21 protein-coding genes are annotated in these 23,322 nt (G+C 57.3%); 8 read left to right on the top strand and 13 right to left on the bottom strand.

The genetic code is table 11. The annotated features are described in order from the left end of the window. Positions 1-65: 65 nt before the first annotated feature. Both SH661x_RS02840 and SH661x_RS02835 read right to left on the bottom strand, forming a co-directional pair. On the bottom strand, positions 66-578 hold the full coding sequence (locus SH661x_RS02840; protein ID WP_437227813.1) for an NUDIX hydrolase: 513 nt from the start codon (positions 576-578) through the stop codon (positions 66-68). 30 nt (positions 579-608) lie between these two features. Beyond that, positions 609-1,946, bottom strand: a complete 1,338-nt coding sequence (locus tag SH661x_RS02835; RefSeq protein ID WP_437227811.1) for a hypothetical protein — start codon at positions 1,944-1,946, stop codon at positions 609-611. A gap of 190 nt (positions 1,947-2,136) precedes the next feature. On the opposite strand from SH661x_RS02835, the gene SH661x_RS02830 reads away from it, so the two are divergent. Then, positions 2,137-3,603, top strand: a complete 1,467-nt coding sequence (locus SH661x_RS02830; RefSeq protein ID WP_437227809.1) for a sensor histidine kinase — start codon at positions 2,137-2,139, stop codon at positions 3,601-3,603. 175 nt (positions 3,604-3,778) lie between these two features. Here the strand turns inward: SH661x_RS02830 and SH661x_RS02825 are convergent, their stop codons facing one another. The 4 genes from SH661x_RS02825 to SH661x_RS02810 all read right to left on the bottom strand — a co-directional run bounded on the left by SH661x_RS02825 (position 3,779) and on the right by SH661x_RS02810 (position 8,313). Beyond that, positions 3,779-4,198, bottom strand: a complete 420-nt coding sequence (locus tag SH661x_RS02825) for a hypothetical protein (protein ID WP_437227807.1) — start codon at positions 4,196-4,198, stop codon at positions 3,779-3,781. Between the two features lie 148 nt (positions 4,199-4,346). Next, the gene (fliD, locus tag SH661x_RS02820) at positions 4,347-6,350 is read right to left on the bottom strand and encodes a flagellar filament capping protein FliD (protein ID WP_437227805.1); all 2,004 of its coding nucleotides are present in this window, start codon (positions 6,348-6,350) and stop codon (positions 4,347-4,349) included. Between the two features lie 138 nt (positions 6,351-6,488). Next, positions 6,489-7,898: a flagellin gene (locus SH661x_RS02815; RefSeq protein ID WP_437227803.1), complete on the bottom strand. Its 1,410-nt coding sequence runs from the start codon at positions 7,896-7,898 to the stop codon at positions 6,489-6,491. Positions 7,899-8,004: 106 nt separating this feature from the next. Beyond that, positions 8,005-8,313, bottom strand: coding sequence for a hypothetical protein (locus SH661x_RS02810; protein ID WP_437227801.1), 309 nt, complete (start codon positions 8,311-8,313; stop codon positions 8,005-8,007). 162 nt (positions 8,314-8,475) lie between these two features. Here SH661x_RS02810 and SH661x_RS02805 point away from each other — a divergent pair, with 162 nt between their 5' ends. The 7 genes from SH661x_RS02805 to SH661x_RS02775 all read left to right on the top strand — a co-directional run bounded on the left by SH661x_RS02805 (position 8,476) and on the right by SH661x_RS02775 (position 17,521). Continuing rightward, a complete protein-coding gene (locus tag SH661x_RS02805) occupies positions 8,476-10,827 on the top strand; it encodes a hypothetical protein (RefSeq protein WP_437227799.1) in 2,352 nt (783 codons plus the stop codon). 38 nt (positions 10,828-10,865) lie between these two features. Next, positions 10,866-11,696 (top strand): hypothetical protein, encoded by an 831-nt coding sequence (locus SH661x_RS02800; RefSeq protein WP_437227798.1) that lies wholly within the window; start codon positions 10,866-10,868, stop codon positions 11,694-11,696. Next, positions 11,650-12,066 carry a hypothetical protein gene (locus SH661x_RS02795; RefSeq protein ID WP_437227796.1) on the top strand — a complete coding sequence of 139 codons (417 nt, stop codon included), beginning with the start codon at positions 11,650-11,652 and terminating at the stop codon, positions 12,064-12,066. The genes SH661x_RS02800 and SH661x_RS02795 overlap by 47 nt, the downstream gene beginning before the upstream one ends. A gap of 140 nt (positions 12,067-12,206) precedes the next feature. Next, positions 12,207-13,163 (top strand): sigma-54 interaction domain-containing protein, encoded by a 957-nt coding sequence (locus SH661x_RS02790; RefSeq protein ID WP_437227794.1) that lies wholly within the window; start codon positions 12,207-12,209, stop codon positions 13,161-13,163. Between the two features lie 610 nt (positions 13,164-13,773). Further along, positions 13,774-15,354: a flagellar hook-length control protein FliK gene (locus SH661x_RS02785; protein WP_437227792.1), complete on the top strand. Its 1,581-nt coding sequence runs from the start codon at positions 13,774-13,776 to the stop codon at positions 15,352-15,354. Between the two features lie 41 nt (positions 15,355-15,395). Next, positions 15,396-15,785, top strand: a complete 390-nt coding sequence (locus SH661x_RS02780; RefSeq protein WP_437227790.1) for a flagellar hook assembly protein FlgD — start codon at positions 15,396-15,398, stop codon at positions 15,783-15,785. A 71-nt stretch (positions 15,786-15,856) separates the two neighbouring features. Continuing rightward, entirely contained in the window at positions 15,857-17,521 is a 1,665-nt protein-coding gene (locus tag SH661x_RS02775) for a flagellar hook protein FlgE (protein WP_437227789.1), read from the top strand. A gap of 147 nt (positions 17,522-17,668) precedes the next feature. On the opposite strand, the gene SH661x_RS02770 is transcribed toward SH661x_RS02775, so the two are convergent. From SH661x_RS02770 to fliP, 7 genes are all read right to left on the bottom strand, one after another. Continuing rightward, a complete protein-coding gene (locus tag SH661x_RS02770; protein ID WP_437227787.1) occupies positions 17,669-18,361 on the bottom strand; it encodes a hypothetical protein in 693 nt (230 codons plus the stop codon). Continuing rightward, complete coding sequence (locus tag SH661x_RS02765) at positions 18,358-19,080, bottom strand: hypothetical protein (protein ID WP_437227785.1); 723 nt, start codon at positions 19,078-19,080, stop codon at positions 18,358-18,360. Before SH661x_RS02765 ends, SH661x_RS02770 begins: the two co-directional genes overlap by 4 nt. Next, on the bottom strand, positions 19,077-19,280 hold the full coding sequence (locus SH661x_RS02760; protein WP_437227784.1) for a hypothetical protein: 204 nt from the start codon (positions 19,278-19,280) through the stop codon (positions 19,077-19,079). Before SH661x_RS02760 ends, SH661x_RS02765 begins: the two co-directional genes overlap by 4 nt. A gap of 79 nt (positions 19,281-19,359) precedes the next feature. After that, positions 19,360-20,070 (bottom strand): sigma-70 family RNA polymerase sigma factor, encoded by a 711-nt coding sequence (locus tag SH661x_RS02755; RefSeq protein WP_437227782.1) that lies wholly within the window; start codon positions 20,068-20,070, stop codon positions 19,360-19,362. A 63-nt stretch (positions 20,071-20,133) separates the two neighbouring features. After that, complete coding sequence (locus tag SH661x_RS02750; protein WP_437227780.1) at positions 20,134-20,355, bottom strand: hypothetical protein; 222 nt, start codon at positions 20,353-20,355, stop codon at positions 20,134-20,136. 56 nt (positions 20,356-20,411) lie between these two features. Next, positions 20,412-22,538, bottom strand: a complete 2,127-nt coding sequence (locus SH661x_RS02745) for a flagellar biosynthesis protein FlhA (RefSeq protein ID WP_437227778.1) — start codon at positions 22,536-22,538, stop codon at positions 20,412-20,414. Positions 22,539-22,581: 43 nt separating this feature from the next. After that, the gene (gene fliP, locus SH661x_RS02740; RefSeq protein WP_437227776.1) at positions 22,582-23,205 is read right to left on the bottom strand and encodes a flagellar type III secretion system pore protein FliP; all 624 of its coding nucleotides are present in this window, start codon (positions 23,203-23,205) and stop codon (positions 22,582-22,584) included. Positions 23,206-23,322 lie beyond the last annotated feature (117 nt).

The raw sequence follows: 23,322 nt of genomic DNA, 5'->3' as shown, positions 1-23,322 counted from the left end.
CAGGGGGGCAGATGTTACTGTAAGTCACGCGAGCAGGACAAGATGTGTTCACTAACCTGTTGTTCTCAGCGGCAGATTTCGGCAGAGCGTGCCAGCCAGTCCGCGAAAAGGACTCGAAACGGCGGGGTGAATCGCTCGGGGTCCCGATCGAGCATTTCCGAGATGGCAGCGGTGGAGAAATAGTGCAACTCGGCAATCTCGGAGGGATCGGGAACCGGGGAAGCATCCGTCTGCAGGTGGTAGAGCATCGTGTGCTCGAAAGCAGTGTCAGCTGATGCAGGAAGCTTCGTCCCCTGAGTCAAATCACCGCGCAGCTGCAATTCTTCCCAGAGCTCCCGGACCGCCGCAGTTTCGTAGTCTTCCCCGACATCAACATGACCGGAGGCAGAGGATGTATAACAGCCTGGATACTGATCTTTTGTCTCGGAGCGGAGTTGCAGGAGGAGTTCCCCGCTGGAATTCCAGATCCAGAGATGAACCGCGCGATGCAGCAGGTTTTTCGCATGGACTTCTGAACGGGGTGATTGACCGATGACGTTGTCCTGTTCGTCACAGACATCGAAAATCTCTTCGGCCATTGCATGTTCCTCGAACTTCACTTGAGAGTCTTAAGCTTCCGGGGTGGATTGTTCATCGGGAGGAGAAGCGGTGCCGCCTGCTTTTTTCTCTCGCAACTCCGCTGCGGGGATACCGACCAGTGGCATCTTTGATCCTCCTGAACTCTCCGGCATCCAGACTTCATTGAGCGGCGTGGCATCCTCGCGCTTCCGGAGCAGGAAGTAAATGATTGTCACCATTGTCCAGAAGTAGCTGAAGATGAAGGCTGCCGGAATGGACATCACGACGCGCGTCCAGAACGTGCGAAGGGTGGAGAACACTTCGGGCATCTCCGCATTTTTTGAAATGCCATCAGTCAGCTTTTCGAGGGGCCCGTGAATCTGGGAAGGAAGCTGGCGGTGTGTTGCATCGTGATTCCCGTAAAATCCCGATTCAAATGACGCGGTGGTGAGCTGAAACGTCAGTTGGATCATACCCTGGACGAACATCAGCAGGATTGTCCCATAGACGAGCATGCAGAACGCCAGGAACAAGGCATACCAGGGACGGTTCAAAAGGTAGCTGTAGGCCCGGCTGAGTCCATCAAAGGCGTCGCTTGCCTCGGTGCTGATGGCAGCGATCATCAACGGCCAGCCGAGTCCGATGCCCAGCAGGATCATCGCCATGATGAATCCCGCCAGGAGCGGAAAGCACCAGAAGAAAGCTACGAGCGGTTCGCCCACAACCGGAACACTTGCGACTAACCCCGCTAAGAAGTTGAACAGCCAGCTAGCAGCAAGCCCCGCACAGGCAATGAGCGGTGCCCCCAGATAGGATAAATATTTGCCGAAAGAAAACCGCAGACTTCGACGGATCGAAATTTCTTCATTCCGGGCGAAATCGACCGCAGCCATCCGCGAGATCGCTCCGCCGAAGATGGCGCTGATTGAAATCCCCAGGAACAGAAGCAACAACAGCGACAACATCTTCGTGGTGGCTGGTCGTGTAAATAGAATCTCCCATCCGGGCTGAACAGCGCGAATCATCGGGTGAAAGAAGCGTTGGACCGGCGCGATCCACGGGTGGATCGAAATCCATTCCGGTGGTCGAGAAAAGATGAAATCCGCTACGTGCGTATCCAGGGTTCCCCATCCCAGGGCTGTCGAAGATTCTTCCCAGGGCCAGACGGTGCGGGGACCCTCAGAGACGTTCTGCGAGCTCGCCGGGATCAAAGATTCACCGGCTGACCAGAGAAAGACTGCGACCAGCGCGATCAGCATCCGCCGGACATCAATCGCCATGCGGAAGCCGCGCAGAAGTCTCAGCCACGGCAGCCATCGCTGGGCCAGCGCTTCGGGGGTCGGAAAAAACTGTTCTTCCAGGTCGATCTGTTCCGTCGGTTTCGACATGCCTGCTCTCTCTTCTTCAAATTCAGCTGATCGTCAGCGCCCGGAATGATATTGGAATTCCTCCGGTTTATCTGCCCATCCGAGCTTTTCTCCCGGGAAGCCCCCACGAGCGGGTGATGTCTCCCCGTTGCGGGGACGGTTGTGCATCGCGCACAATCGCAGGCGTAATCTCCTTCAGGATAAGACTCGCGTGATCTGTACCGTTCTCGATTTTCCCATTCGCTTTCGTCGCCTCTGGCGCACGTTGCGATTCCGTCTGGCAGCATGGAACGCCCTGGTCGTGGCGATCATCGTTCTGGTGCTCCTGCTGGGGGTGCGACAAGGGGTGCGGTGGGCGCTGTTTCACGAACTGGATCAGATTCTCCTGGAAGAGATTCGCGAAATCTCTTTAGCAATTCAGGATGCGGATGCGGACGGATTCCCGCAGATCATCGAAGACCTCGCTCGAAAATCAGTCGGGCACCAGCAGCACGGATGGTTTGCCGAGCTGTTCGATGCCCATGACAAACTCCTCTGGGCCAGCGAAGATGTTCCGGCGGATCTGCAGCCGGTGGAAGCTGCCCGGAACCTGCTTCCTTACACACTCAATCGTTTGCGCATTCTCGAAATGCGGATTCAACCGGGGCAATTGGGGATTCGTGAAATTCGAATCGGAGCCCGACTGGACTTTGTGAATCGGGATATTGCCCTGATCGACCGGCTCATGTTCATCGCTGCGGGGACACTGGTTCTGATTGCTCCGCTGTGTGGATACTGGCTGGCGGGGAGGGCGGCCCGGACCGTCGGAGACATCATTCAGACAGCATCGCGTTTGCGGCCCAACCATCTTGAAGAACGTCTCAAGGTGCAGGGAACCGGAGATGAACTCGATCAACTTGCACAGACCATTAACGGACTGCTGGACCGGATTGCCGTCTACCTGCAGCTCAAACGGGATTTTCTCGCAAACGCTGCACATGAACTTCGAACTCCGCTGGCGGCGATTCGCAGCTCGATCGAAGTGGCGCTGAACGGGAATCCGACGAGTGGAGAATACACACTCGTGCTGGAGGACCTGATTGACCAGTCCACAGCACTGGAGACACTCGTCAATCAGCTACTTCTGCTTTCGGAAACCGAGACGGATCCTGGCCGATCTTCGCATCAGCAGGAGGATGTCCCGCTGCTGGAGGTGGTGACACGCGCGACCGACATGTTTCGTGGTGTGGCGGAGAGTAAGGATATTGAACTGCAGTTCGAGTCGACCTGTCGACCGCTGGTGGCAGGCAATCGCCAGCATTTGAGGCAAGTGGTCAACAACCTGATCGACAACGCCATCAAATACACACCGCAACGAGGCCGGATTGAGATTCATCTCGACCTGGTCGATTCCGAGGACGCGGTCCGGTTGACGATCCGCGACAATGGAATCGGCATCTCCCCCGAGGATCTTCCCCGGGTCTTTGAACGGTTCTTCCGGGCAGACCGATCACGGAATCGTTCACTCGCGATTCATGGAACCGGGCTGGGACTCAGCATCTGCCAGGCAGTGGTTCAAGCTCATGGCGGGACCATCACCTGCCAGAGCGCACTTCAGCAGGGAACGACCATGGAGGTGATCCTCCCGGTGATTCGCTTTAAGACCGATCGTCCATCCACGGTTGCGGATTCGCATTGAAGGTGCGCCGGGAAACGAGGACGATTTCGTTTTCGTTCGCAGACTTCCGACTTCTGCAGTACGGCAGTTCGACTTCTTGAAAAGCTCCATAAATGATGAGCGAGTGCATTCGTGACATAATGCGACTCAATGCACTTGCTCACGCAGCGTGCTCTGAAAAATCACACCCGTAGTACTACACGTGCAGCAACGTTTGAGTGGAGGCCTGCGGAAGCTGAGGAATGGCTCCTTGAGCTTCCAGCTGGATTCCTTCTTCGCGGATTCTCTGAAATCCCTCGCGGACGGTCGCCAGGATATTCCGTGCGTCCGACCACGCAGCTGGATCACGGGTTTCGATCTGATCCAGGCAGAAGATGCAAAGCGAGCGGATGTTGACCCCCACTTCGGAAACTTCTGGATCCACTCCTGAAATCAGGAGGATGAAGAGTTGCGTGGCGCGGAGACGAATGGCGGGATAGGCGTCGTGCCTGTTCTGATTCAGCACATCAATCCCGGCATCCAGCGCTGCAATGGTGGCGTCATAAATCGCCAGCAACATTTCAATGCGGGTCCATCCGGACTGGGCATTGCGGCGGTAGGCTTGTTGGGGCGTCATCTGAATTCTTCTTCTGTCGACGTCATTCCGAATCAGCACACGATTCGCACGCGTCTGTTATCGTCCCGATCCTGTTTCGATCTCGCGGGTTCAGGCGTTTGGGAGCGTAAATCAACAGACCGCGAAGCGATTGGGACGGCCGTTCCGATCAGGATGAGGAAGCCATTCCGCTGATACTTGCCAACTGGCTCCCCAGCAGGCTGCTGGTTGTCTTGAGCTGCTGCAGCGCACGCTCCATGGCAGCGAAACGGGAGGTCAGCTGATCCTTCTGCTTGTCGAAAATTTTCTGCTGATTGTCAATCGATTTCTGAATGCTGGCGAGCTGGTCCGAATAGGTGTTATTCAGTGACGTCAACATGCCATTCTTCGAATCGATCAGACCGTCAATCAGTGCATTCAGTCGCGAGGCGACCCCGCGGGTGACCGTGATTGAGCCTTCCGGTTCTGTCATGATCTGTCCGGGGGAAAGGGTCACCCGCACTTGCAGTCCGTCGGTGTTGGCGTTCCCTTCTGCTCCCGTGAGAGTGCGACCGGTCCCGTTCGCCGCTTCGACTTTTCCATTCACGATGAAATGCCCAGCGACGTTCACGCCGATGTCACTTTCCCCCCCGTTGTACCCCAGCGCGGAGGTGGCGGAACTGGCAAAGACCGTGATGCGGGACGAGGTTCCGTAGCTGTCGGAGGTGATGTTCAGCTGATTGGAACCAGTCACTCCGACGGAAACCGTGCGTCCGACAAACGCCGAATTTCCATTGATGACTGCTTCCACATGATCTGCGAGCTCATCCCGTGTATAAGTCCCGTGGGCCAGCGTGACGCTTGTTTCCACTCCATCCAGGTTCAGCAGCAAGGTGTTGTTCGAGTTGTCGATGACGGTCGATGCAGCCAGCGCAGTTCCGCCGGTGATGGTCGCCCGCTCCGCAGCAGTCGTGACTTTGACCTGATAGGGGGTAGCCGATTCGCGGGTCTTGGCACTGGCAAACAGAAAGCTGACGTTGCCGTTGGTCCCTTTGCCGTCGATGGCAAACAGGTGCCGCAGATCCGAGTTCGTGACTCCACTGACGCTGCCGCTGACCACATTCTGCAGCTGGGTCTCGTTGACGGTGAGTCGACCGGTGTCTGATGTGATGATCCCCAGCGAGCTGAGACGATTCGCCTTCGTGGAACTTCCCGGAATCACACTTTGAAGCACATTCTGCAGCTGGTTCCGGATGTTGATGGCGGAGTAATCCCCCTGCAGAATCGCAGCGGCGTCTTTCTCCGAATCGTATTTGGTTTGGCTGTCGATAAAGTCGAGGATGCTGTTGTAGCCGCTGACAAATTCCTTGACGGCCTTCGTCGCTTTCTCGGTGTCTGCGGAGATGGTGACGTTCACTGTTTTCACAGGATCAGCATCGAGCAGGTTGAGCGTCACTCCGGAAATCAGAGTCGACACGCTGTTGGATTCGCTGGTGACAGTCAGGGCGCCGGGACCGCTTCCCAAAGTGACAGAGGCGTCGCTGGTGGCCTGAACCGGGTTGTCAAAATCAATGACAGGTTTCACAGCCCCGTCCGCAGAATCTGCCAGCTGATTGACGACGGAGATTTCGTTCGATGTTCCGGTTTTGGAAGACGTGAGCAGAAGCCGGAACGACGAGTTGGCGTCCTGAACGACACTGGCGGTGATTCCGACATTGGAAAAGTTGATGGCGTCGGCGAGACCGGACAGGGTGTTGTTGGTCGAGTCGATGGTGATGTCGGCCTGTGTCTGACTCCCGACCCGGAGACTGAACGTTCCCTGAGTGATGGCCGAATCGGCATCGGCAAATTCCTGCGAAGCGACCTGATGGGCACTGGCGAGTGAATTGATTTTGAGCTGATAAGTTCCCGAGGTCGCCTTGGCGGATGCGGTTGCGACCAGTGCCTCGGGCTTGGAAACAGTGACCAGACGGGAATCGAAAGGATTGCTGACCGAACTGGCCAGGGAGAGAGCAGTAGTACGAAACGAAACCAGTTGCGTCTGCAGAGACTGGTAGGCAGTCTGCCGGGTCTGGACGTCGGTTCTTTTGACGTTGAACTGATCCAGCTGTTTCTGCTGGATGTTCAACAGTCCGGCGATGATGTTATCGGTGTCGATCCCGGAGATCAGTCCACCGACATTGACGCTTGCCATGACGCACTTTCGGTCACGATGACGAAAAGGATTTGCTCAGGTTGCCTTCATCAAGATCGTCTGAATGAGAAAACCCGCTGAAGATTTCCATGGAAAATCCTCAGCGGGTGGCAAAACTCACGTCAGTTTCCGCCGGGATTACCGGAGCAGAGACAGGACGAGCTGCGGTGCCTGATTGGCGTTCTGGAGGATGGAAACTCCTGCCTGAACGAGCACCTGGTTCTTTGTGAAGTTGGCGATTTCGGAAGCGAAATCGGTGTCGCGGATCACGGATTCGGCGTTGGTGGTGTTTTCCAGAGTCGTCCGCAGGTTGTTGGAAGTTGAAGTCAGGGTGTTCTGCTGGAAGGCCCCCAGATCACCACGCAGGTTGGTGACGTCATTGATGGCCTTGTCGATGATGCCGATGGCATCCTGAGCCTTCGTCGCGGACGAGACGTCGATCGAGGCGAGGTTCGCGAACTGGTTTCCGGCAACGCCAATTCCCAGTGCACTGGCGTCGACTTTGTCGATCGTCACGCGGGCGGTCTGATTCTGGTTCGGTCCGATCTGGAAGACCAGCGAGTTGTTGACGACGGTGACGTTCCCCTGGGCACCAGTCACAGTCGACGTGGCATCTGTACCGTCTGTTCCGAACTGCAATGTCAGTCCTTTGGCGACACCGTTGGTGGCCTTCAGGATATTTCCGGTTCCGGTGTAAGTCTGGCCGCCGATGGTGCCGGCAATGTCGACTCCGGAATCGTTTCGGATTGTGGTTCCGAATCCACTGCTGGTGGCGGAGCCAGTGACGTCCGAAACGACGGTCAATGTGGCGGATGATCCGAATGCTGTCGTGTACAGACGGGTGGCACCACCGCTGACTTCAGCAGTCACGCCAGTCTGAGAAGAATATTCATTGATCTTGGAAACGACCTGGTTCTGGGTCAGTCCGCTCGCCAGATCGATCGACACGCCGTTGATGGTCAGTGTTTCGTCGGCAGCGAGAGCTGCAGTCTGAGCGGTTGCGGTTGTCGTGGCGCGTTCTGCTTTCGTCGTGACAGCAACAGCGTAGACACCTGCGGTGGTGTCTGAAGTTCCCTTCAGGAATGTCACGTCGGCATCGTTCGTGCTTCCGGAGATTCCGGCGGAACCATCCAGCAGCTTCTTGGTACCGAACTGCGTGTTGCTGGCAATACGGTCGATGGTGTCCAGAGCGTTGCTGATTTCAGCCTGATTGGCGGCCAAGGCGTCTGCATCGTTCACACCGGCGTTGGCAGAGTCCAGCGCAAGGCTGCGGACCTTGACCAGCAGGTCGTTGATTTCTCCCAGAGCCCCTTCAGCGGTCTGCACGAGCGAGACTGCTTTGTTGGAGTTCTCGATGGCCTGCTGCAGTCCGGCGATCTGGGCACGCTGTTTCTCGGAAATCACGAGTGCAGCGGGACCGTCAGCACCTTTGTTGACCTTCAGTCCGGAAGAGAGCCGTTCCACGGATGTGGACAGAGCGTTCGAAGAACGGTTCAGGTTATTCTGGGCATTGAGGGACGAAATATTGTTGGCAATTGTCAGGGCCATGAATCAAACCTTTTCGTGGATGAGTCCGCTTGGTGTTGATGTTGCCACGTCCCTGCGGCGTTCAATTCAGTCCCTGATCAATTCATCTCTTGGGGGTGACGGACGGTTAAAAAAATTCGTTACGCAAGTCTGTGGCAGCCAGCTGCTGGGCAGCCTGCCGAGTTGTGAATTCGCCTCTCGCCAGTTTCTCCCTGGCTGCTTCGACTGCGGAGGTGCGAATCTGCGGCAGGTTTTTGAGCCGTGCCGTCAATCCCGCCAGCCGTGAATCGGATGTCCCTGCAGTGTTGGGAACCAGATCCGCCCGCGACACCCCGGAAGTCGCCTGCGACTTCCCGCTCTGCTCACCCGAAACCCGCAGTGCGGATTTCGGCTGGGCATAACCGTGGCTTTCGGTGTCGTATCGGCGGATCTGCATGAACCCATTCTCTTCAAACTCGGGACATCAGAGTTATCGAAGGCTTTCCCGTCGACTTGCTCCCTTTTTCCTAAATTCTTTTTCGATTCAAAGTCGATCTCACTTCCATGTCGCGCTGATGGTAGTGGTCGTGCCGACTTTTCCGCCCCAGACGCACCTTCAATGAAATCACCCGAGTCGAGTCCGGAGCAAACTCCCAGGGCGGCAGGTCTTGCCGGTTCCTTGCGGACGCTCCTTCTTGCGCTGACGGGAGTGGCGTTCCTCGTCGTGGGGACCGGACTGGGGTTCTTTCTGCAGAACCTTCAGAACAAGTCGGCAACTCATGCCGAAGCATCCTCTCATGGTGAAGACGGAGGCCACGAGGCCCATTCGGCATCCGCTGAAGAGCTTCCCCCGGTCGACGATCAGGAAGCTGCTGACGGATCAGCGGAGCGAGTTGTCGCGACGACACCTGCAACCACGGCCCACCCTGCCGACGAACCTCTCGTTCAGACGCAGGCTCCTGCCGGCCAGGGGGCACGTCCTGCTGCGGGGCATTCTGCCGAACTGCCGGCAGAACAACTGGCGAACGCAGATAAGCTTCTGATGGTGGGGAACTACCGGAATGCATATGAAGCGTATTCCGCGTTGTTGAACCAGGCCCCCCATTTTCAGGAAGCGGCCGTGCGATTGCGGATCGCCTTGTGTGAGGAGTTGCTGGGGGAGTTGCAGCAGTCGCAGGCCAGCTATCGGAGAGTTGTTGAACTGCGACCCGGGCCGGACTACCTGGAGGCAGCGATTCTCGGCCAGGCCCGCCTGTGGTGCGCTACTGGCAGAAATGAACTTGCGGCCGCCACGCTGTTCCGCGCGATTCTCACAGGGACAAGTCAGCCTCGCGGGTCAACGCATTCCCAGATCCCTCACGAACTGGCTCTTCTGGTATCGCAGCGAGTCCCCTCTCTGGGATTGATCCGAAGTAACACCGGGAACCATTACGCCGACGAGTCTCTGCTGACACCGACAATGAAAGTGGATCCTTATCAGGTCATCAGCAACCTGTCCGGACCGCTCGTCAGCCCGCCGAAGGATCCGGCTGAAAGTGCCAACGAGATTTTCGTAGTGGAGCGATTCAGCGCAGCTCCCGAAGAGACGTTCGTGAACGTCCGCTGCGAGCGCATGACAGTGCTCGAGCTGGTCAGGCGAGTGGCCAACCGCACCGGACTGACAGTACGGATTACAGAGGAAGCCCGGCTCAGGCTGCAGGAGTTCACTGTTCAGCCTGATCTGAAGAATCTTCCGTTATCCTTGGTTCTGGATTCGATACTGGATCCTTTTGAAACGATCTGGAAGACGGATCAGGACGCCCTGCTGATCTTCATGACCCGGCATGCCAAGCCGGAAGAAGTCAGGACTTATCGAACGCAGGCGGCCCTGCGTTCGCTCCGTTTTGCCTGCACTTATGCGCCGGAGCATCCGTGGGCTGCTGCATCTTCACTGGAACTTGCCAGACTGTCGGCTCAATCCGGAAATCTCGACGTCGCGGCCCGTCATCTCTCGACGATGCTGCTGCAGTATCCCCGCTCTGAGTTTCAGGCGGTCGGCTACTTCAATCTGGCCAAGATCGAGTTGCAGCTGGGGAAGCTCGATGTCGCGCTGAATGCCTTCTACCGTGCTGCGGACCTGCTCTCGGGACATCCTCTGGAATCGTTGAGTTATCTGTACGCCGGTCGAATACAGATTGAAAATGAGCGTGCCCGTGACGCGATTTCTCCGCTGACACGTGCGCTGGTGCTGGCGGAGGGAACACAGTTCGAACCGATGGCTGCGCTGCAACTGGCATCCGCTTACATGCTGCTGGAACATTATCAGCGTGCCAACGAAATTCTGATGGAACATCGCAGTTGCCTCGTCGACACCCCGGAACAGGATCAGGCTGCGTTCCTGTCCAATCTCATTCGATATCGTGCGGGGAAAGATCAGCACGAAAAGTTCCGGGCTGGAACCGCGCTGCTGGGATGCCTGACGAACCTCGATCCCGGCAGGTGTTTCGGCGGTCATTGGCCGTGGCTGGCAGGACAGGCGTTTCGTGACTTCGGAATGCTCGAGCAGGAGATTGCTGTCCTGAAGCTGACTCTCAATGGCTCGTACGCATATCCCCTTCAGAATCATGCCCGATTGATGCTGCTTGAGGACGCTCCTGAACAATTGACCGACCTGCGGCCGCAGGTCAATTCGTCGCCGTCGTATGTCCGGCCTCCAGCGGTGTACTTCCAGACCCGCCTGAAAGAAGCCACCACGGTCTTCCGCAGCGGAGATCTGGAACGCGCCCTGAAGATGAGTCTGGAACTTTCCTCTCATCCGCACATTTCCGAGGAAGAGCGTCGTGCTGCGCTCCGACTGATGGGGCAGATTTATCAGTCCCGTGGAGAGCACGAATTCGCAGTGCGATGTTTCAGCGGGATGGTCCCGGATGTGAACACCAAAGAAATTCCGCCGACTGCCGCCCTCCCCTTTCCAAGTCAGGGGGTTCAATGACTCCTCAAGAATCTCGCACGATTTCCGGAAGACATGGGATGGCTGCGTCCCCGTGGGGAACGTTCCTGGCCTGGTGCCTGCTGGGGAGTGCTGTTGTGTGGGCGGAGGAACCGATGCCTCTGTTCAGCACGGCAACAGCAACGGCCTCAGGCACACCGTCCACATCGCCTGCTGCCACGGGTGTTCCGCTTGACTTGAAAAGTCAGAAGGAACAGCGGTTTCGCGAACTCAAACGCCAAATGGAGATCCTCAGCCAGTTGCCCGTTCCGGTGAGCGGACAACCTGCTCCGGAAACGTCTGTTCCGGAAAAGCCTGCTTCAGATAAGCCTGTTCCGGAACAGGATCGACCGATTGAACCGGTCTTCGTAGACAGCCGTAATGAAGAGGAATCTTCGAAACCTTCTGAACAAAAGCCGGTCAATTCGGAGTCTCCGCGTCTCCTTCCCTCGCAGGAGGTGGCCGCCACACCGGCGCCGCCACAGGCAGTCATTGTTGAAGGGACGATCGATCGGTTCGCTCTGGCAACGAGTCTGTTCGGGACAGGTCAGTCGGAGACGTGTCTGGATGTTCTCAGACATACGGACCTGACCAAGCTGTCGCGAGAAGATCAGATCTGGGCCGACTACATGCAGGCCTGCTGTCATCGAAAACTGGGCAACCTCGATCAGGCTCGACAGATCTATCGGCGGATTCTCGCGGAAAAGGATGCCGACTGGATTGGCAAGCTCGCCAGCTGGTGGCTCAACGAACTGGATTCCAAAGCACAATTGCAGTCAGACGTGCAGCGACTTTCGCAGACGCTGGCAGCCTGGGAGACCGAGATTGAAAACCTTTCACGAAAATCCACTCGAACAGCAGCTGATCAATGAACTGCGTCGTGCGGACGCCCTTTATCGACGGGCCTTGGCGAGTCTTCACTCCAGCCTGCCGGAAGAGCCCCGCTCCGCGGATGAAATTACGGACTGCCTGGGCAGGCTGCAGCCGTTAATGCAACAAGCTCAGGAGATTGAACTGGGACTGGCGCCGCTGCGACAGGAATGGATCGATTCCAGGACGCGGCCCGGTGCGGAATTGAGGCAGATCCTGAAGCAGCATGAAGAAGTTCTGAAGACATTGATCGGGAAGATCAATCATCTGGAACAATGTCTGGAACGGTATCGGGCACAAGCCATTCCGGGAATGGACCGGGTGGTGCGACATCACCAGATGCAGCGGGCCTATCAGCAGCTCGCAAGATGACGACCAGGAGATCCGGCCTTTGAGCTGGGTCAGATCGCATGCAGGGAAGCCGCCGGGGGGCGGTGATTGGCTGGAACGAGATCTTCCGGCCCACGCAGGCAAATGCTTTTCGAATCACGTGGAAGGGAGAAGCCACGGTCATGCCGATCGTCTTTCAGTCCAGATCGATGCTGCAGGTGTTAGAGCAGGCAAAGCGTTATGCACGCAGTTCTGTTGCCGTCTTTCTCCACGGAGAAAGCGGGACAGGGAAAGAACTGGTCGCCCGGCTCATCCACGATCAAAGTCCTCGCCAGTCGCAACCCTACCTTCGCCTCAACTGTGCTGCGCTGTCGGAAACCTTGATCGAAAGTGAACTCTTTGGTCACGAGGCAGGAGCCTTCACCGGCGCGGGAGCACGTCGAATCGGATATTGCGAATCCACGCGCAGCGGAACCCTCTTTCTGGATGAAATCGGTGAGTTGCCCGGGCCGCTGCAGGCGAAACTCCTGCGAGTTCTGGAGGAGCGGGAGTTTCATCGGGTTGGCGGAAACGAAATCCAGAAGTTCGAAGGGAGGTTCGTCTCAGCGACCAATCGTGATCTCGAACAGGCGATGCAGGACCACGAGTTTCGCGAAGACCTGTTTCACAGACTAAATGTTCTCGCCTTGAACCTCCCTCCACTCCGCGATCGCAAAGAAGACATTCCCCCTTTGGTTCAGCACTTTATCCGCCTGGCGCAGCCGGAACTCGATCACACGGTTAAGGGGGTCACGCGGCCTGTGATGCAGAAGCTGTGCGATTACGACTGGCCGGGCAATGTTCGCGAACTGAAGAACGTCATCCTGAGAAGCTGCATCCTTTCCGCTTCGGAGACGATCGACCACGTCGAGCTGCCGACTCCGCCGCGGATTGTCTGCTTCCAGGCCGGTCCCGAGACGGCGGACCCGGAACTCTCCTTTGACAATCTGTCGCTGGAGGAGATTGAACGCCGGGTCATCCTGCATCGGCTCCGCTGTTACCGGGGAAATAAAACAGAGACTGCTGCTGCTCTGGGGGTGACGCCGCGCACACTTCGCAACAAGGTGTCGCACTATCGCAAGCTGGGTTATGTCAGTTGAAGTGAAGTACAGGAAAGACTTTCCTCTCGCTGGGTATTTCTTTCCTCCGGCAGAAACAGCCGCTTCGGAAGTGGCCGCAGTACCGGGATTGCAACCACCGATAACTGTTCACCTTGGGGCGTGCCAAGTCGACATCCGGGACAATAGACAACGCGATGGCACGAACGCTGCTCAGGAGAAATGCAGCGTGGAAGTCTCTCGCATGAACACGAGTTGAACATGATTCATCGCCGGAAACATCCGGGCCAGAGACTTCCCCTTTCAAATTGAAACATCACCGCCTCAGGAGCAATGTCGCGTGCAGTCTTTGGGCCCCTCAAACCTCGCAGGTCTCTTCAACGTGACGTCGATCGCTCCACGTCCTGGCCTGCCCTTTGAGGAGGCTTTCCCCGGCAGTGAACTCTCTGTTGGGACAGAGGCTGCGCCGCCTGACTTTCTGAGTTTGATGCGGCAGGTCAGTGCACCGCTTCGTCGGGAACCCGCGAGCCTGGCCCCTTCCCCGGTGCACTCTGTAGAAGACGGTGGAATTCCACAGCGAGATCTCCGCGAGGCGATCATCAGCGATTTTCCGTTTCGCTCGTCAGTGACATCCGGCGCCAGGGGTCCGTCGTTGATCGAAACGCTGCAGGAAACATCCGACGTGGATGCGCAGGCGGAATCTCTGCTTGTGAACGCCCCGGTGCAGCTGCAGGAGAGTGTCCGCGGTGACTCTCATCGCCAGATCAAAACTGTGCATCTCACGTCGAATGAAGGCTCGAGTCTTTCGATCAACATCCTGGAACGTTTGGAGAACGATCAAACGTTGCGGGCCCCGGTTTCGTTGATTCCAGACAACAGCCCGGAAGTTCCTGCTGATGAACGCGTGCGCAAGACGGCTTCTGATGACACCGACTGGAGACTGGCTGCGGGTGTACCACTTACGTTGACTCTCAATACGGAAGTTCAGACGCCGCTGGTTTCGACCGTAGATTCCTTCCCGTCGTTAGAGAATTCCGCTCCTCGTCAACCGCTCGCGATTCGTCCGGAATTGAGATTCGCTTCGGTCCAGGGGATGTGGACAACTCAACCGATCAGGACACTTGTTACGCAGTTAAAGCAGTTCACCGGTGAACTCGGTGCTGCATCGCCACTCGCTCCGATTGCAGGGAATCTCCTTGCGACAGAGAGGACTTCGGTTGGCCGAACTGAAACAGAAAACCCGAATCCAGGGGCGGTCGCCGCTGGCGATTCTCAAGAAATCACTTCGAAGCCAACACCTTCCGCAGTTCCTGCTGACATCTCGACCGACTCCAAAGGAGATTCGGTTTTCGCAGCGGTTGAAGCTTCAAAAACGGACAGTGTTCCAGACGTTCCCCCAGTGATCGCAGTTGCGACGCAAGGTTCTATGCCAGTCACCGCCGCAGTGCAGGAAGCGTCACAGCGAATTCAGTTGGCTCCAACGCAGGTTCGCACTGTCAACAGCCGTGTTGAAGTTGCGGAGTTGAAATCACTGCCGAGTGGACCTCGCAGCTCACGTCCCTTGAACGTCTCTGGCGAACAGGCGATTCCTGCATCGGCAACCGTGCCGGGCGAGCAGAATGACTTTCTCTGGAACACTGTGAACCACCTTCCAATGGAAGTCTCGATCGACGATTCCGAAGGGATCAGATCGGTTCAGCCAGCACCGCGTCACCTGACCAGGGAGGTCCCATCGGCAACTCAATTCGGTTCAGTTCTGGAGTCGCTGCCACCTGCTGTCGACGTTCGATCGGAATCCTCCGCACGGCTTGAACCGCGAACGATTGAGCAGATTGTTTCTTCAGCTGTCGTGGAATCGCGACTGGTCGAAGAGGGCGGAAGCCAGCGATTTCAGATCCGGCTCGACCCGCCTGAACTCGGCGGGATCACAATCGAAATTCATCGCTCGGCATCCGGAGAGTTGGCGATGCACATCTCGGCAGCGTCCGGGGAAACACATGCATTGCTCGATCAACATGCTTCGGAGCTGACTCAGGCTTTGAACGATCAGGGGCTGGCGTTGTCCCATTTCGATCTTTCACAGCATCACAGGGGGACATCGCCTGAAGAGATGCTGCAGTTCCGCGAAAACTTTGAAAACTCACAGTTGGCCAGAGAGGCCCGGGACGCCTTTTCCCAAAGTGAATCGCATTTCGCGGCGTCGGCCTCTCATCCGTTCAGTTTCCGGGCATAGACCGGAATTCATCGCACACAACCAGTCGTCGAGGAGAAATCATGGCAGTCGCAATTCCCTCTGGATTCAACTCACAGATCGGGCAGGAGCAGTTTTTGAAACTGCTGGCTGCGCAGCTGGCTCATCAGAACCCATTGGAACCGACCTCTCAGGAAGACTTTCTGGGACAGCTGGCACAGTTCTCGACACTCAGTGGAATTGAGCAGTTGAACTCCAACTTCGCGGATCTCGTGAAGCTGCAGTCGCTCACGGAAGGGGCCAGTCTCGTCGGCAAAAACGTCAAGTACTTTTCGAATGTCTCGAAGGCGGACGAGATGGGGGTCGTGCAGGCTGCCAGCGTCGTCCAAGGAAGCCTCGTCCTGACAATCAACGGCGAACAGGTTCCGCTGGGGGATATCTCCAGCGTGATGTCTTCCATGCCCGAAGCGTAAACGCCCGCTCTTTTGATTCACTGAAATCATTCCGAACCATTCTTGAAATTCACTGATAAGGACATATTCTCATGGCGAACTCACTCATCACAGGTGTCTCCGGTCTGCAATCCCACCAGGCCATGATCGAGATTGTGGGAAACAATCTCGCCAACCTGAACACGGTGGGTTACAAGGAACGATCCGCGGTCTTCTCCGACGTTCTGTATGAAACGCTGCGGGGAGGCTCGGGGGGAACACAGGGTGTTTCGGGGGGAACCAACCCGATTCAGATCGGAACCGGGAGCGTCCTCTCTTCGACACGCACCAAGCTGAAGGCCGGAAGTCTGGAATCAACCGGGGGTGACCTGGACCTGGCACTCGATGGTGACGGCTACTTCGTCGCGAACAACGGGACGAGCAACCTGTATACGCGAGCTGGTACGTTTCAGATCGATAAGAACGGCCTGCTGGTCGACTCAGGGACGGGATATCCCATTCAGCGTTTCGGAACCATCGGGGAATCGAGTGACGATTACCCATCGTTTCAGACGGTGGGCAAATCCAACATTAACATTCCGCTGGGGGCAAGCGTTCCTGGGAAAGCCACCGAGAATATCACCGTCAGCGGGAACCTGCCGGCCAGCGGTGCGTTGCCGAAGTCTCAGATTCTGACTTCGGCTCCGTGGCTGGCCGGAGGAGTTGCAGCGACAGCAAGCACGCTGCTCAATAGTCTGGACTCCACGACAACCCCCTATGCAGCCGGCGATTCGATCACGATTTCCGGAACCGATGTGAACGGGGGAGCGGTGTCCGTTTCACTCCCGGTCAGTAACACGACGACCGTGGGTGACCTGCTGACAGCCCTGAACGGAGCGTTCCCCGGGGCAACTGCGACCATCGAGGCAACGGGGGCACTTCGAATGGAATCGGACGTGCCCGGTCCATCGTTCCTCAGCCTGACTCTGGCTGATGGTGCCGGGAACGCCGGAGAAACCCACTTTGCCGCTTCGCCCATGGTGGTCAGTCAGTCTGGATCCAATGGGGCCACGATTCAAGGAGGGGCTCAGGTCTACGATTCTGCCGGCGGCGTGCACACGATCAATTATCAGTTTGTGAAGCAACTGGATGGAACCTGGACCATGACCGCATCCATGGATGCTTCGGAAGGAACGCTGATTGACAATCAGGTCTCCGGAATCACATTCAATTCCGACGGCACGTTCAGCGGAATTACAGGTTCAGGAACAGGTGACGGAAAGCTGGTCGCGCAGTTTGCGGGACAGACGACACCACTGACGTTCACGCTGGTACTCGACGGAGGCTCCGCTGCGGGAAGTGCCCTGAGTTCCTACTCAGGGGATGGCTCGGTGACTTCATCCACTGACGGCTATGGCAACGGCGTGCTTACCTCGGTTCAGGTCGACAGCTCGGGAACCGTGCAGGGAATTGCGAGCAACGGAATTCAGTTCCCGATCGCGCAGATCGCCATCGGAACATTCCGGAATCCGCAAGGCCTGAATGCGGTCGGCGGAAACTTCTTCTCGGCAAGTCTGAGCAGCGGCGATGTTCAGATCAGTCGCGCCGGTTCGAACGGAACGGGACTGGTGCGATCCGGTCAGCTGGAGCAATCGAACGTGGATATCGCAGTGGAGTTCACCCGGTTGATCATCGCCCAGCGGGGATTCTCCGCCAACTCACGGACGATCACCGTGACGAACGACATCCTGCAGGAACTGAACAACCTGATCCGGTAACGCCGCGAGATCATTGTAAAGCGGAGAGCCGCACAACCCGTTGTGCGGCTCTTTGTGTTGGGACGGGAAGAGGGGGCAGAGGTCAGGGGGCAGCGAAGGGGGATTCTTGAGTTCTGATGGCCGGTCTGCTGTGACAAGCCGTGACGGTCACAAAGGACTGCGGGCGATTTCTGTCGCCACCTGTTCGGCAACGCCCCGTTGGAATGTCTGCGGGCTGAGGCGATTCAGTTCGTGGTTTTCCACAACTCCCATCGGCGGGGGATGGTTGAGGAGGAAACGATTGAATCCATTCGGCGACAGCGGATCCATGTCGAGCGGAGCGTTCCAGGTTTTGTGGTCGCGGGAAAGGGTCGTCCCGTCGCCGATTGATCTTCGTTCCAGCACCGCGCTGATGCGCATCGGTCGGAACGGAGCCACGTCGGTGACGTGGACCACCAGCAGTTCGTCGACAGCCGGGCTCGGGCCAGCTGCTTCGATATACCTGAGCAGTTGGGGTGATGGCCCTGGCGGCATCCCCGGGGGCGGGTCGATCGGAAAGTTCAAGGGGAGCAGGATGGCAGAGCATCCGGGGATCGTGTTCATCGCTGCAACGATTTCCCGGGCGAACCCTCCTGCTTCGCCATTCACCCCCAGCGGTCCCTGTGACGAGACGAAGAATCGTCGCTGAATTCGCAGGGCGGCGTTGGTGCAGGCGGCTTCACTGTCCTCCTGCTTCGCTTCACGATTCTTCCGGCGGTGAAGCTGGGCACATCCCGTCGGGATCAATGCCATCGATGCCGCTGTCATGACTGTGGACAGCCACCTTCTGCGGTCGAATTGAATCGGCTGATCGGTGCTCATTTTTTCCCCGCTTGCCTGGGAGCAGCCTGGGCTTGTTGTCGCAGCAGGACCTGATGCATCGATTCCGTGAGCTCGTCCAGTGACTTCAAGTCGGCGAGCTGTTGTGCCTTCATGTCCTCTTCGAGCCGCTTGACCTCCCCCTTCCAATGGACGACCTCCTGATTGAGTCGCTCGATCTTCAGCTGGGACGCCTGCAGCGACTGGGTCACGTTCTGCAGTTTCTCCCGGGTCGTGGCGAGGTCGCCTTCAACCTGGGTGAATCGCTTCTGCAGTTCGGTCGTCTGTTCCTCCATCTGGCGACGCCATTCCGGCTCCGAAGGAAGACAATCGTCAGCAGCCGGGCGCGAAGCAACGGAAACGGGATTGGCGGACGTGGCAGCAGCGGTTTGTACGGGCTTTTCAGCGTGAGTGGTGGTCGGTGTCCACTGATGCGGATCCGGCGGGATGATCGCCGTTCTGGGAGCGGGAGCCTGCAGATCGGCCAGCTGCGGCGGCGCGGCGACGGCAGGAACTCCGCCGGCGTGAACTACGTCACTGGGTGGGGTTGATAATGGAGGAGCCACCGTGGGGGGCGGTTGTTGAGTCACTCCGCGCACGCTCTGACACCCTGCCGCCAGCGCGGAGCTGCAGAGCATGACGCTCAACGCCCATCGAAGGTGACGATGTGAATGGTGCATGGTTTCCTCAAGTGATTCCGGACAGGCCTCGGTGCTTTTCATGCGGCTTCGTACTGACAGTCCAGCACAATCAGCTCTCCGCACGGGCAGCGAATCTGGATTTCGCGAATCGTGTTTCCCTCGCGACGCAATGTGACGATCGGCGTTCCGTCGGCATGCTTCTCCGCGACAAAGATCGGATGCGTCGCCAGCCGGACATGGTTGCTCGACAGGATCGGACTCATCTCCGCGGTACGCGACATGACATTGCCTTCTCGATGTGATTGTGATTTCGATGTCTGGTTGATTTCCGGTGACCGGTTCGGCCAGCCGGTGGAATTTCTATTTCGCAGCTGTCCGTTCGAGGATCGATTTCAGCTGAAGTTGTGCTTTGGTCAGCAGGCGGGAAACCCGCGACTCCGACAGCGACAGCACTTCTCCAATTTCGGCCAGCCGCAGTTCTTCTGTGTAATAAAGAGACAACACCACTCGCAGTCGCTCGGGAAGTTGTTCGATCGCGTTGGCCAGCAATCGCTGTTCATCTTCCGCGTCCAGTGACTGGGTGGGGTCAAGTTGTCTGCTTCTGGAGCTCTTCCAGTCCGCCATTTCCTCATGCCAGGATTCGGGCTGAGCGACACGGACAGCGGTGATGCAGCTTTCGACTTCTTCTTCGGTTAAACCTGTCAGCTCCGCCACCGTGGCGACGGGAGCATGTTCTCCAAGACTGTTCCACGCTGAGCGGATCAGACTCCACTGCTGCAGAATGGATTGTGGGAGCGGACAGTTTCGACGCAGCTCGTCCAGCATCGCGCCCCGGATGCGGTGGTAGGCGAACGTGATGAATTCGACTCCGCGAGAAGGATCGAACTGGGCAGCCGCTTCGACGAGTCCAAGGATCCCGGCCGATTCGAGATTCTCCACATCGACGAAACCGGGCAACCCGCCGACAACTCGTCCGAGCACATGGCGCACGCTGTCCAGATGTTCGACGACCAACTGGTCGCGAAACTCTTTCTGCGTCACGTTCTGATAAGCCCGGACTGCCGCTTCCATGCGATTCGTTGTCTCAGGAGGTTGGGGCTGTTTATGGGAAGGATGTCAGATCAATGGAGTGTTTCAGTCTTCTTCCTGTTGCGGGGTGACGAGTTGCCAGCCCCAGGCGAAGAGGGTGGCGATGCACGCTGCCGCACATCCGCTGATGAGAGCGCGCGTGATGATGGTCATTTGCTGCAGGTCGAGAAACACTCCGGTCAAAGTGACGCCACAGGCGGTCAACAGTCCCGCAGCGGCCCCCCAGGAGGCTTCGCGTGGATTTCGGGATGTCGAATTCTGAACCATGTTCTGCTTCTCTAAAAATCGAAAACGTCAACAGGCTGTCGTGACTTTGTGATGAATTATGCTGCTGCTAAAGCAGGGGAGTTGGCCGCTCCGGCAGTACGACTCTCCTCCGCTCCAAAGAGTTCCGGGTAAGACAGGATGGCCACCGGGTCGAGTGAAATTTCTCCGGGCACTTCCTGATAGGCGATCAACCCCATGCCGGGTGCCGTTCGCATCAAAAGGTGTCGCAGAGGTCGACGCAACGCCCTGTCCGTCATCAGGGCCAATGGTTTTTCCAGTCGAACGCTAGTCTGCCAGTGTTCTCCGACAATTCGAATCAGGGCGTCGAGTGGTCCGGGGCCCAGCGCGAGTTGACCGTTTCGCAGCGACTCCCGCATTTTCGTTTCGAGCTTGGGTTCCAAGGCCAGAATCCGGAGATGTCCTTCGTTGGACTTGAATCGCTCGCAGATGAGTCGACCTAGATCTTCGCGAACTTTGTCTGTCAGTTCGTCTGCCGTTTTGGACTGCGGGCCATGGTTGGCAGCCGCTTCCAGGATCAGTGCCAAGTCGGAAAGCGGGACCCCTTCTTCAGCCAGCTGTTGAATGACCTGATGCAGAACCGACATCCGGACCGACTCCCCTTTCAGTTCATCAACGATCGTGGGAGCGAATTCCCGCACACGTTCCAGCATCTGCTTGAGCGTTTCGCGGGTGATCAATTCATGGGCATGCCGCTTGAGAATCTCACCGAGATGTGTGATCAACACACTCGTGGAATCGACGACGGTATAGCCATGCGATTCAGCCTGCTTGACGAGTGAACTGTCAATCCACTTGGCAGCCAGGTCGAAGGCAGGTTCCCGGGTCGCTTCACCCGGGATATCGACCCGGACATTCTCTGGAGCGATTGCCAGCTGACGTTCCGTGCGCAGGATGCCCCCTCCGACCTGGCGCCCGGCAATCATGATTCGATACTGATCGGGGTCGAGCTGCAGACTGCTGCGAACCCGAATCGGGGGAATCCACAGCCCCTTCTCGCGGGAGAAATCGATACGCAGATTGCGAATCCGCTCCGCCAGACCTTTGGACGATTTGGGATTGATCAGCGTCACCAGCCGTGGTCCAACTTCGATGGTCGCCCGGTCGGTCGCCAGGAACTCCCGCATTTCATCTTCCGGATTGCTCTCAACCAGCTGTGGTTGCGGGGTCAATGCAGGATCGTTGATAGCAGCCGCTTTTCGATCCGCCTGCTTCTTGCGGGTGATCAGGTAGACAGCCAGTCCACCGGCGATCCCCAGGAACGGAATCGAAGGCATCCCGGGGACAAATGCCATGAGGGCGAGAATGCAGCTGCCGAACCAGAGGGGCCGTTCCTGCTTGAGGAACTGAGTTTCGATTTCTTGTCCAAGACTGGACTCGGAGGTGGTCTTCGTGACCAGAATACCGGCGCTGGTGGCGATGATCAGTGCGGGAACCTGCGAGATCAGGCCGTCCCCCACGGTCAGAATGGAATACGTGGTGACTGACCCCATCAGGGTCATTCCTCGCGAAACTCCAAGGATCACTCCTCCAACCAGATTAATGGCGGTGATGAGCAGGCCCGCAATGGCGTCCCCGCGGACGAACTTGCTGGCACCGTCCATGGCCCCATAGAACTCGGTTTCCTGTGCCAGTTCCGTGCGGCGCTTGCGGGCAATCGTTTCATCAATCGCACCAGCGTTGAGCTCGGCGTCGATGGCCATCTGTTTGCCGGGCAACGCATCTAATGTGAATCTCGCTGCGACTTCCGAAATACGCCCGGAACCTTTGGTGATCACCACGAACTGAATGACAATCAGGATGAGGAAGATCACCATCCCGACGACGAGGTTTCCCCCGACGACAAAGTTCCCGAACGCTTCCACGATGGACCCCGCGTTGCCGGACAGCAGGATCAGTCGTGTCGTGGCGACGTTGAGTGACAGTCGAAAGAGCGTCAGCAGCAGCAACAGCGACGGAAAGACGGCAAACTCCAAAGCCTTCCGCGTGTTCAACGTGATCAGCATCAGCAGGATGGAGATGCTCAGATTGACCGCCAGCAGCAGGTCGAGCAGCACGGGCGGCAGCGGGATCAACATGATCACGAGTACGCCCAAGAGCCCCATCGACAAGAGCGTTTCGCTCTGACAGAGCCAGTTGGAACGGACTGGAAGATCGGATTTCATGTGCGAATCAATGTTGAATGGAAGTGCCTGAACACTTCCCGCTTCACGCGAAACTTAAACTCAGGGCCCGGGCGATCAGTTGCCAGCCATCGACCAGGACGAACAACAGAATTTTGCAGGGAGTGGAAATCACCACCGGCGGCATCATCATCATTCCCAACGCCATCAGGATGATGGACATCACCAGGTCGATCAGGACGAACGGGAGATACAGACAGAAGCCCATGATGAACGAGGTTTTTAGCTCGCTGATCACAAAGGCGGGAATCAGCGTGGTCAGGGGCGTTGACGCGGGAGTGTCGATGGATCCGTGCCCGGAGAGTTCGACGAACAACGCCAGATCATCCTTGCGGGTCTGCTTGAGCATGAATGTTTTGAGTGCATCCGCTCCGTTCATCCACGCCTGTGCCCCGTTGATCGTCCCATCCAGATACGGGACCACCGCCTTGGATTCAATCTCGTGAAACGTGGGAGCCATGACATACATGGTCAGAAACAGCGACAGCCCGAGGATCACCTGTGTGGGCGGAATTTCCTGCGTGGAGAGAGCACGTCGGATGAATGAAAGCACGATTACGATGCGCGTGAACGCGGTCATGGTGACCAAAGCCGACGACAGAAACGCCATCATTCCCAGGAACAATGCCACCTTCAACTGAGGCGACAAGTTCTGGAACGATTCCGTTTCCAGCATCCTGCTGACTGTGGTGGGGTCTACCATGTCATCCGTGACATTTGAAAAATGTAAGGTCCGCCCAGCGGACCGAAGTGACTTCTCTTCAGG

Origin of the sequence: Planctomicrobium stercoris (assembly GCF_051465655.1) — a bacterium.
Classification (GTDB): Bacteria; Planctomycetota; Planctomycetia; order Planctomycetales; family Planctomycetaceae; genus Planctomicrobium.
Note: the sequence above shows the minus strand (reverse complement) of the source record. Positions and strands in the feature narration are given on the sequence as shown.

Excerpts from the sequence above, each read along its gene's own strand:
- SH661x_RS02755 (WP_437227782.1), bottom strand. The coding sequence starts at position 20,070 with ATGGAAGCGGCAGTCCGGGCTTATCAGAACGTGACGCAGAAAGAGTTT.
- SH661x_RS02815 (WP_437227803.1), bottom strand. The coding sequence starts at position 7,898 with ATGGCCCTGACAATTGCCAACAATATTTCGTCCCTCAATGCCCAGAAT.
- SH661x_RS02840 (WP_437227813.1), bottom strand. The coding sequence starts at position 578 with ATGGCCGAAGAGATTTTCGATGTCTGTGACGAACAGGACAACGTCATC.
- SH661x_RS02835 (WP_437227811.1), bottom strand. The coding sequence starts at position 1,946 with ATGTCGAAACCGACGGAACAGATCGACCTGGAAGAACAGTTTTTTCCG.
- SH661x_RS02750 (WP_437227780.1), bottom strand. The coding sequence starts at position 20,355 with ATGGTTCAGAATTCGACATCCCGAAATCCACGCGAAGCCTCCTGGGGG.
- SH661x_RS02775 (WP_437227789.1), top strand. The coding sequence starts at position 15,857 with ATGGCGAACTCACTCATCACAGGTGTCTCCGGTCTGCAATCCCACCAG.
- SH661x_RS02825 (WP_437227807.1), bottom strand. The coding sequence starts at position 4,198 with ATGACGCCCCAACAAGCCTACCGCCGCAATGCCCAGTCCGGATGGACC.
- SH661x_RS02765 (WP_437227785.1), bottom strand. The coding sequence starts at position 19,080 with ATGAAAAGCACCGAGGCCTGTCCGGAATCACTTGAGGAAACCATGCAC.
- SH661x_RS02770 (WP_437227787.1), bottom strand. The coding sequence starts at position 18,361 with ATGAGCACCGATCAGCCGATTCAATTCGACCGCAGAAGGTGGCTGTCC.
- SH661x_RS02760 (WP_437227784.1), bottom strand. The coding sequence starts at position 19,280 with ATGTCGCGTACCGCGGAGATGAGTCCGATCCTGTCGAGCAACCATGTC.
- SH661x_RS02780 (WP_437227790.1), top strand. The coding sequence starts at position 15,396 with ATGGCAGTCGCAATTCCCTCTGGATTCAACTCACAGATCGGGCAGGAG.
- SH661x_RS02790 (WP_437227794.1), top strand. The coding sequence starts at position 12,207 with ATGCCGATCGTCTTTCAGTCCAGATCGATGCTGCAGGTGTTAGAGCAG.
- SH661x_RS02805 (WP_437227799.1), top strand. The coding sequence starts at position 8,476 with ATGAAATCACCCGAGTCGAGTCCGGAGCAAACTCCCAGGGCGGCAGGT.
- SH661x_RS02800 (WP_437227798.1), top strand. The coding sequence starts at position 10,866 with ATGGCTGCGTCCCCGTGGGGAACGTTCCTGGCCTGGTGCCTGCTGGGG.
- SH661x_RS02810 (WP_437227801.1), bottom strand. The coding sequence starts at position 8,313 with ATGCAGATCCGCCGATACGACACCGAAAGCCACGGTTATGCCCAGCCG.
- SH661x_RS02745 (WP_437227778.1), bottom strand. The coding sequence starts at position 22,538 with ATGAAATCCGATCTTCCAGTCCGTTCCAACTGGCTCTGTCAGAGCGAA.
- fliD (WP_437227805.1), bottom strand. The coding sequence starts at position 6,350 with ATGGCAAGCGTCAATGTCGGTGGACTGATCTCCGGGATCGACACCGAT.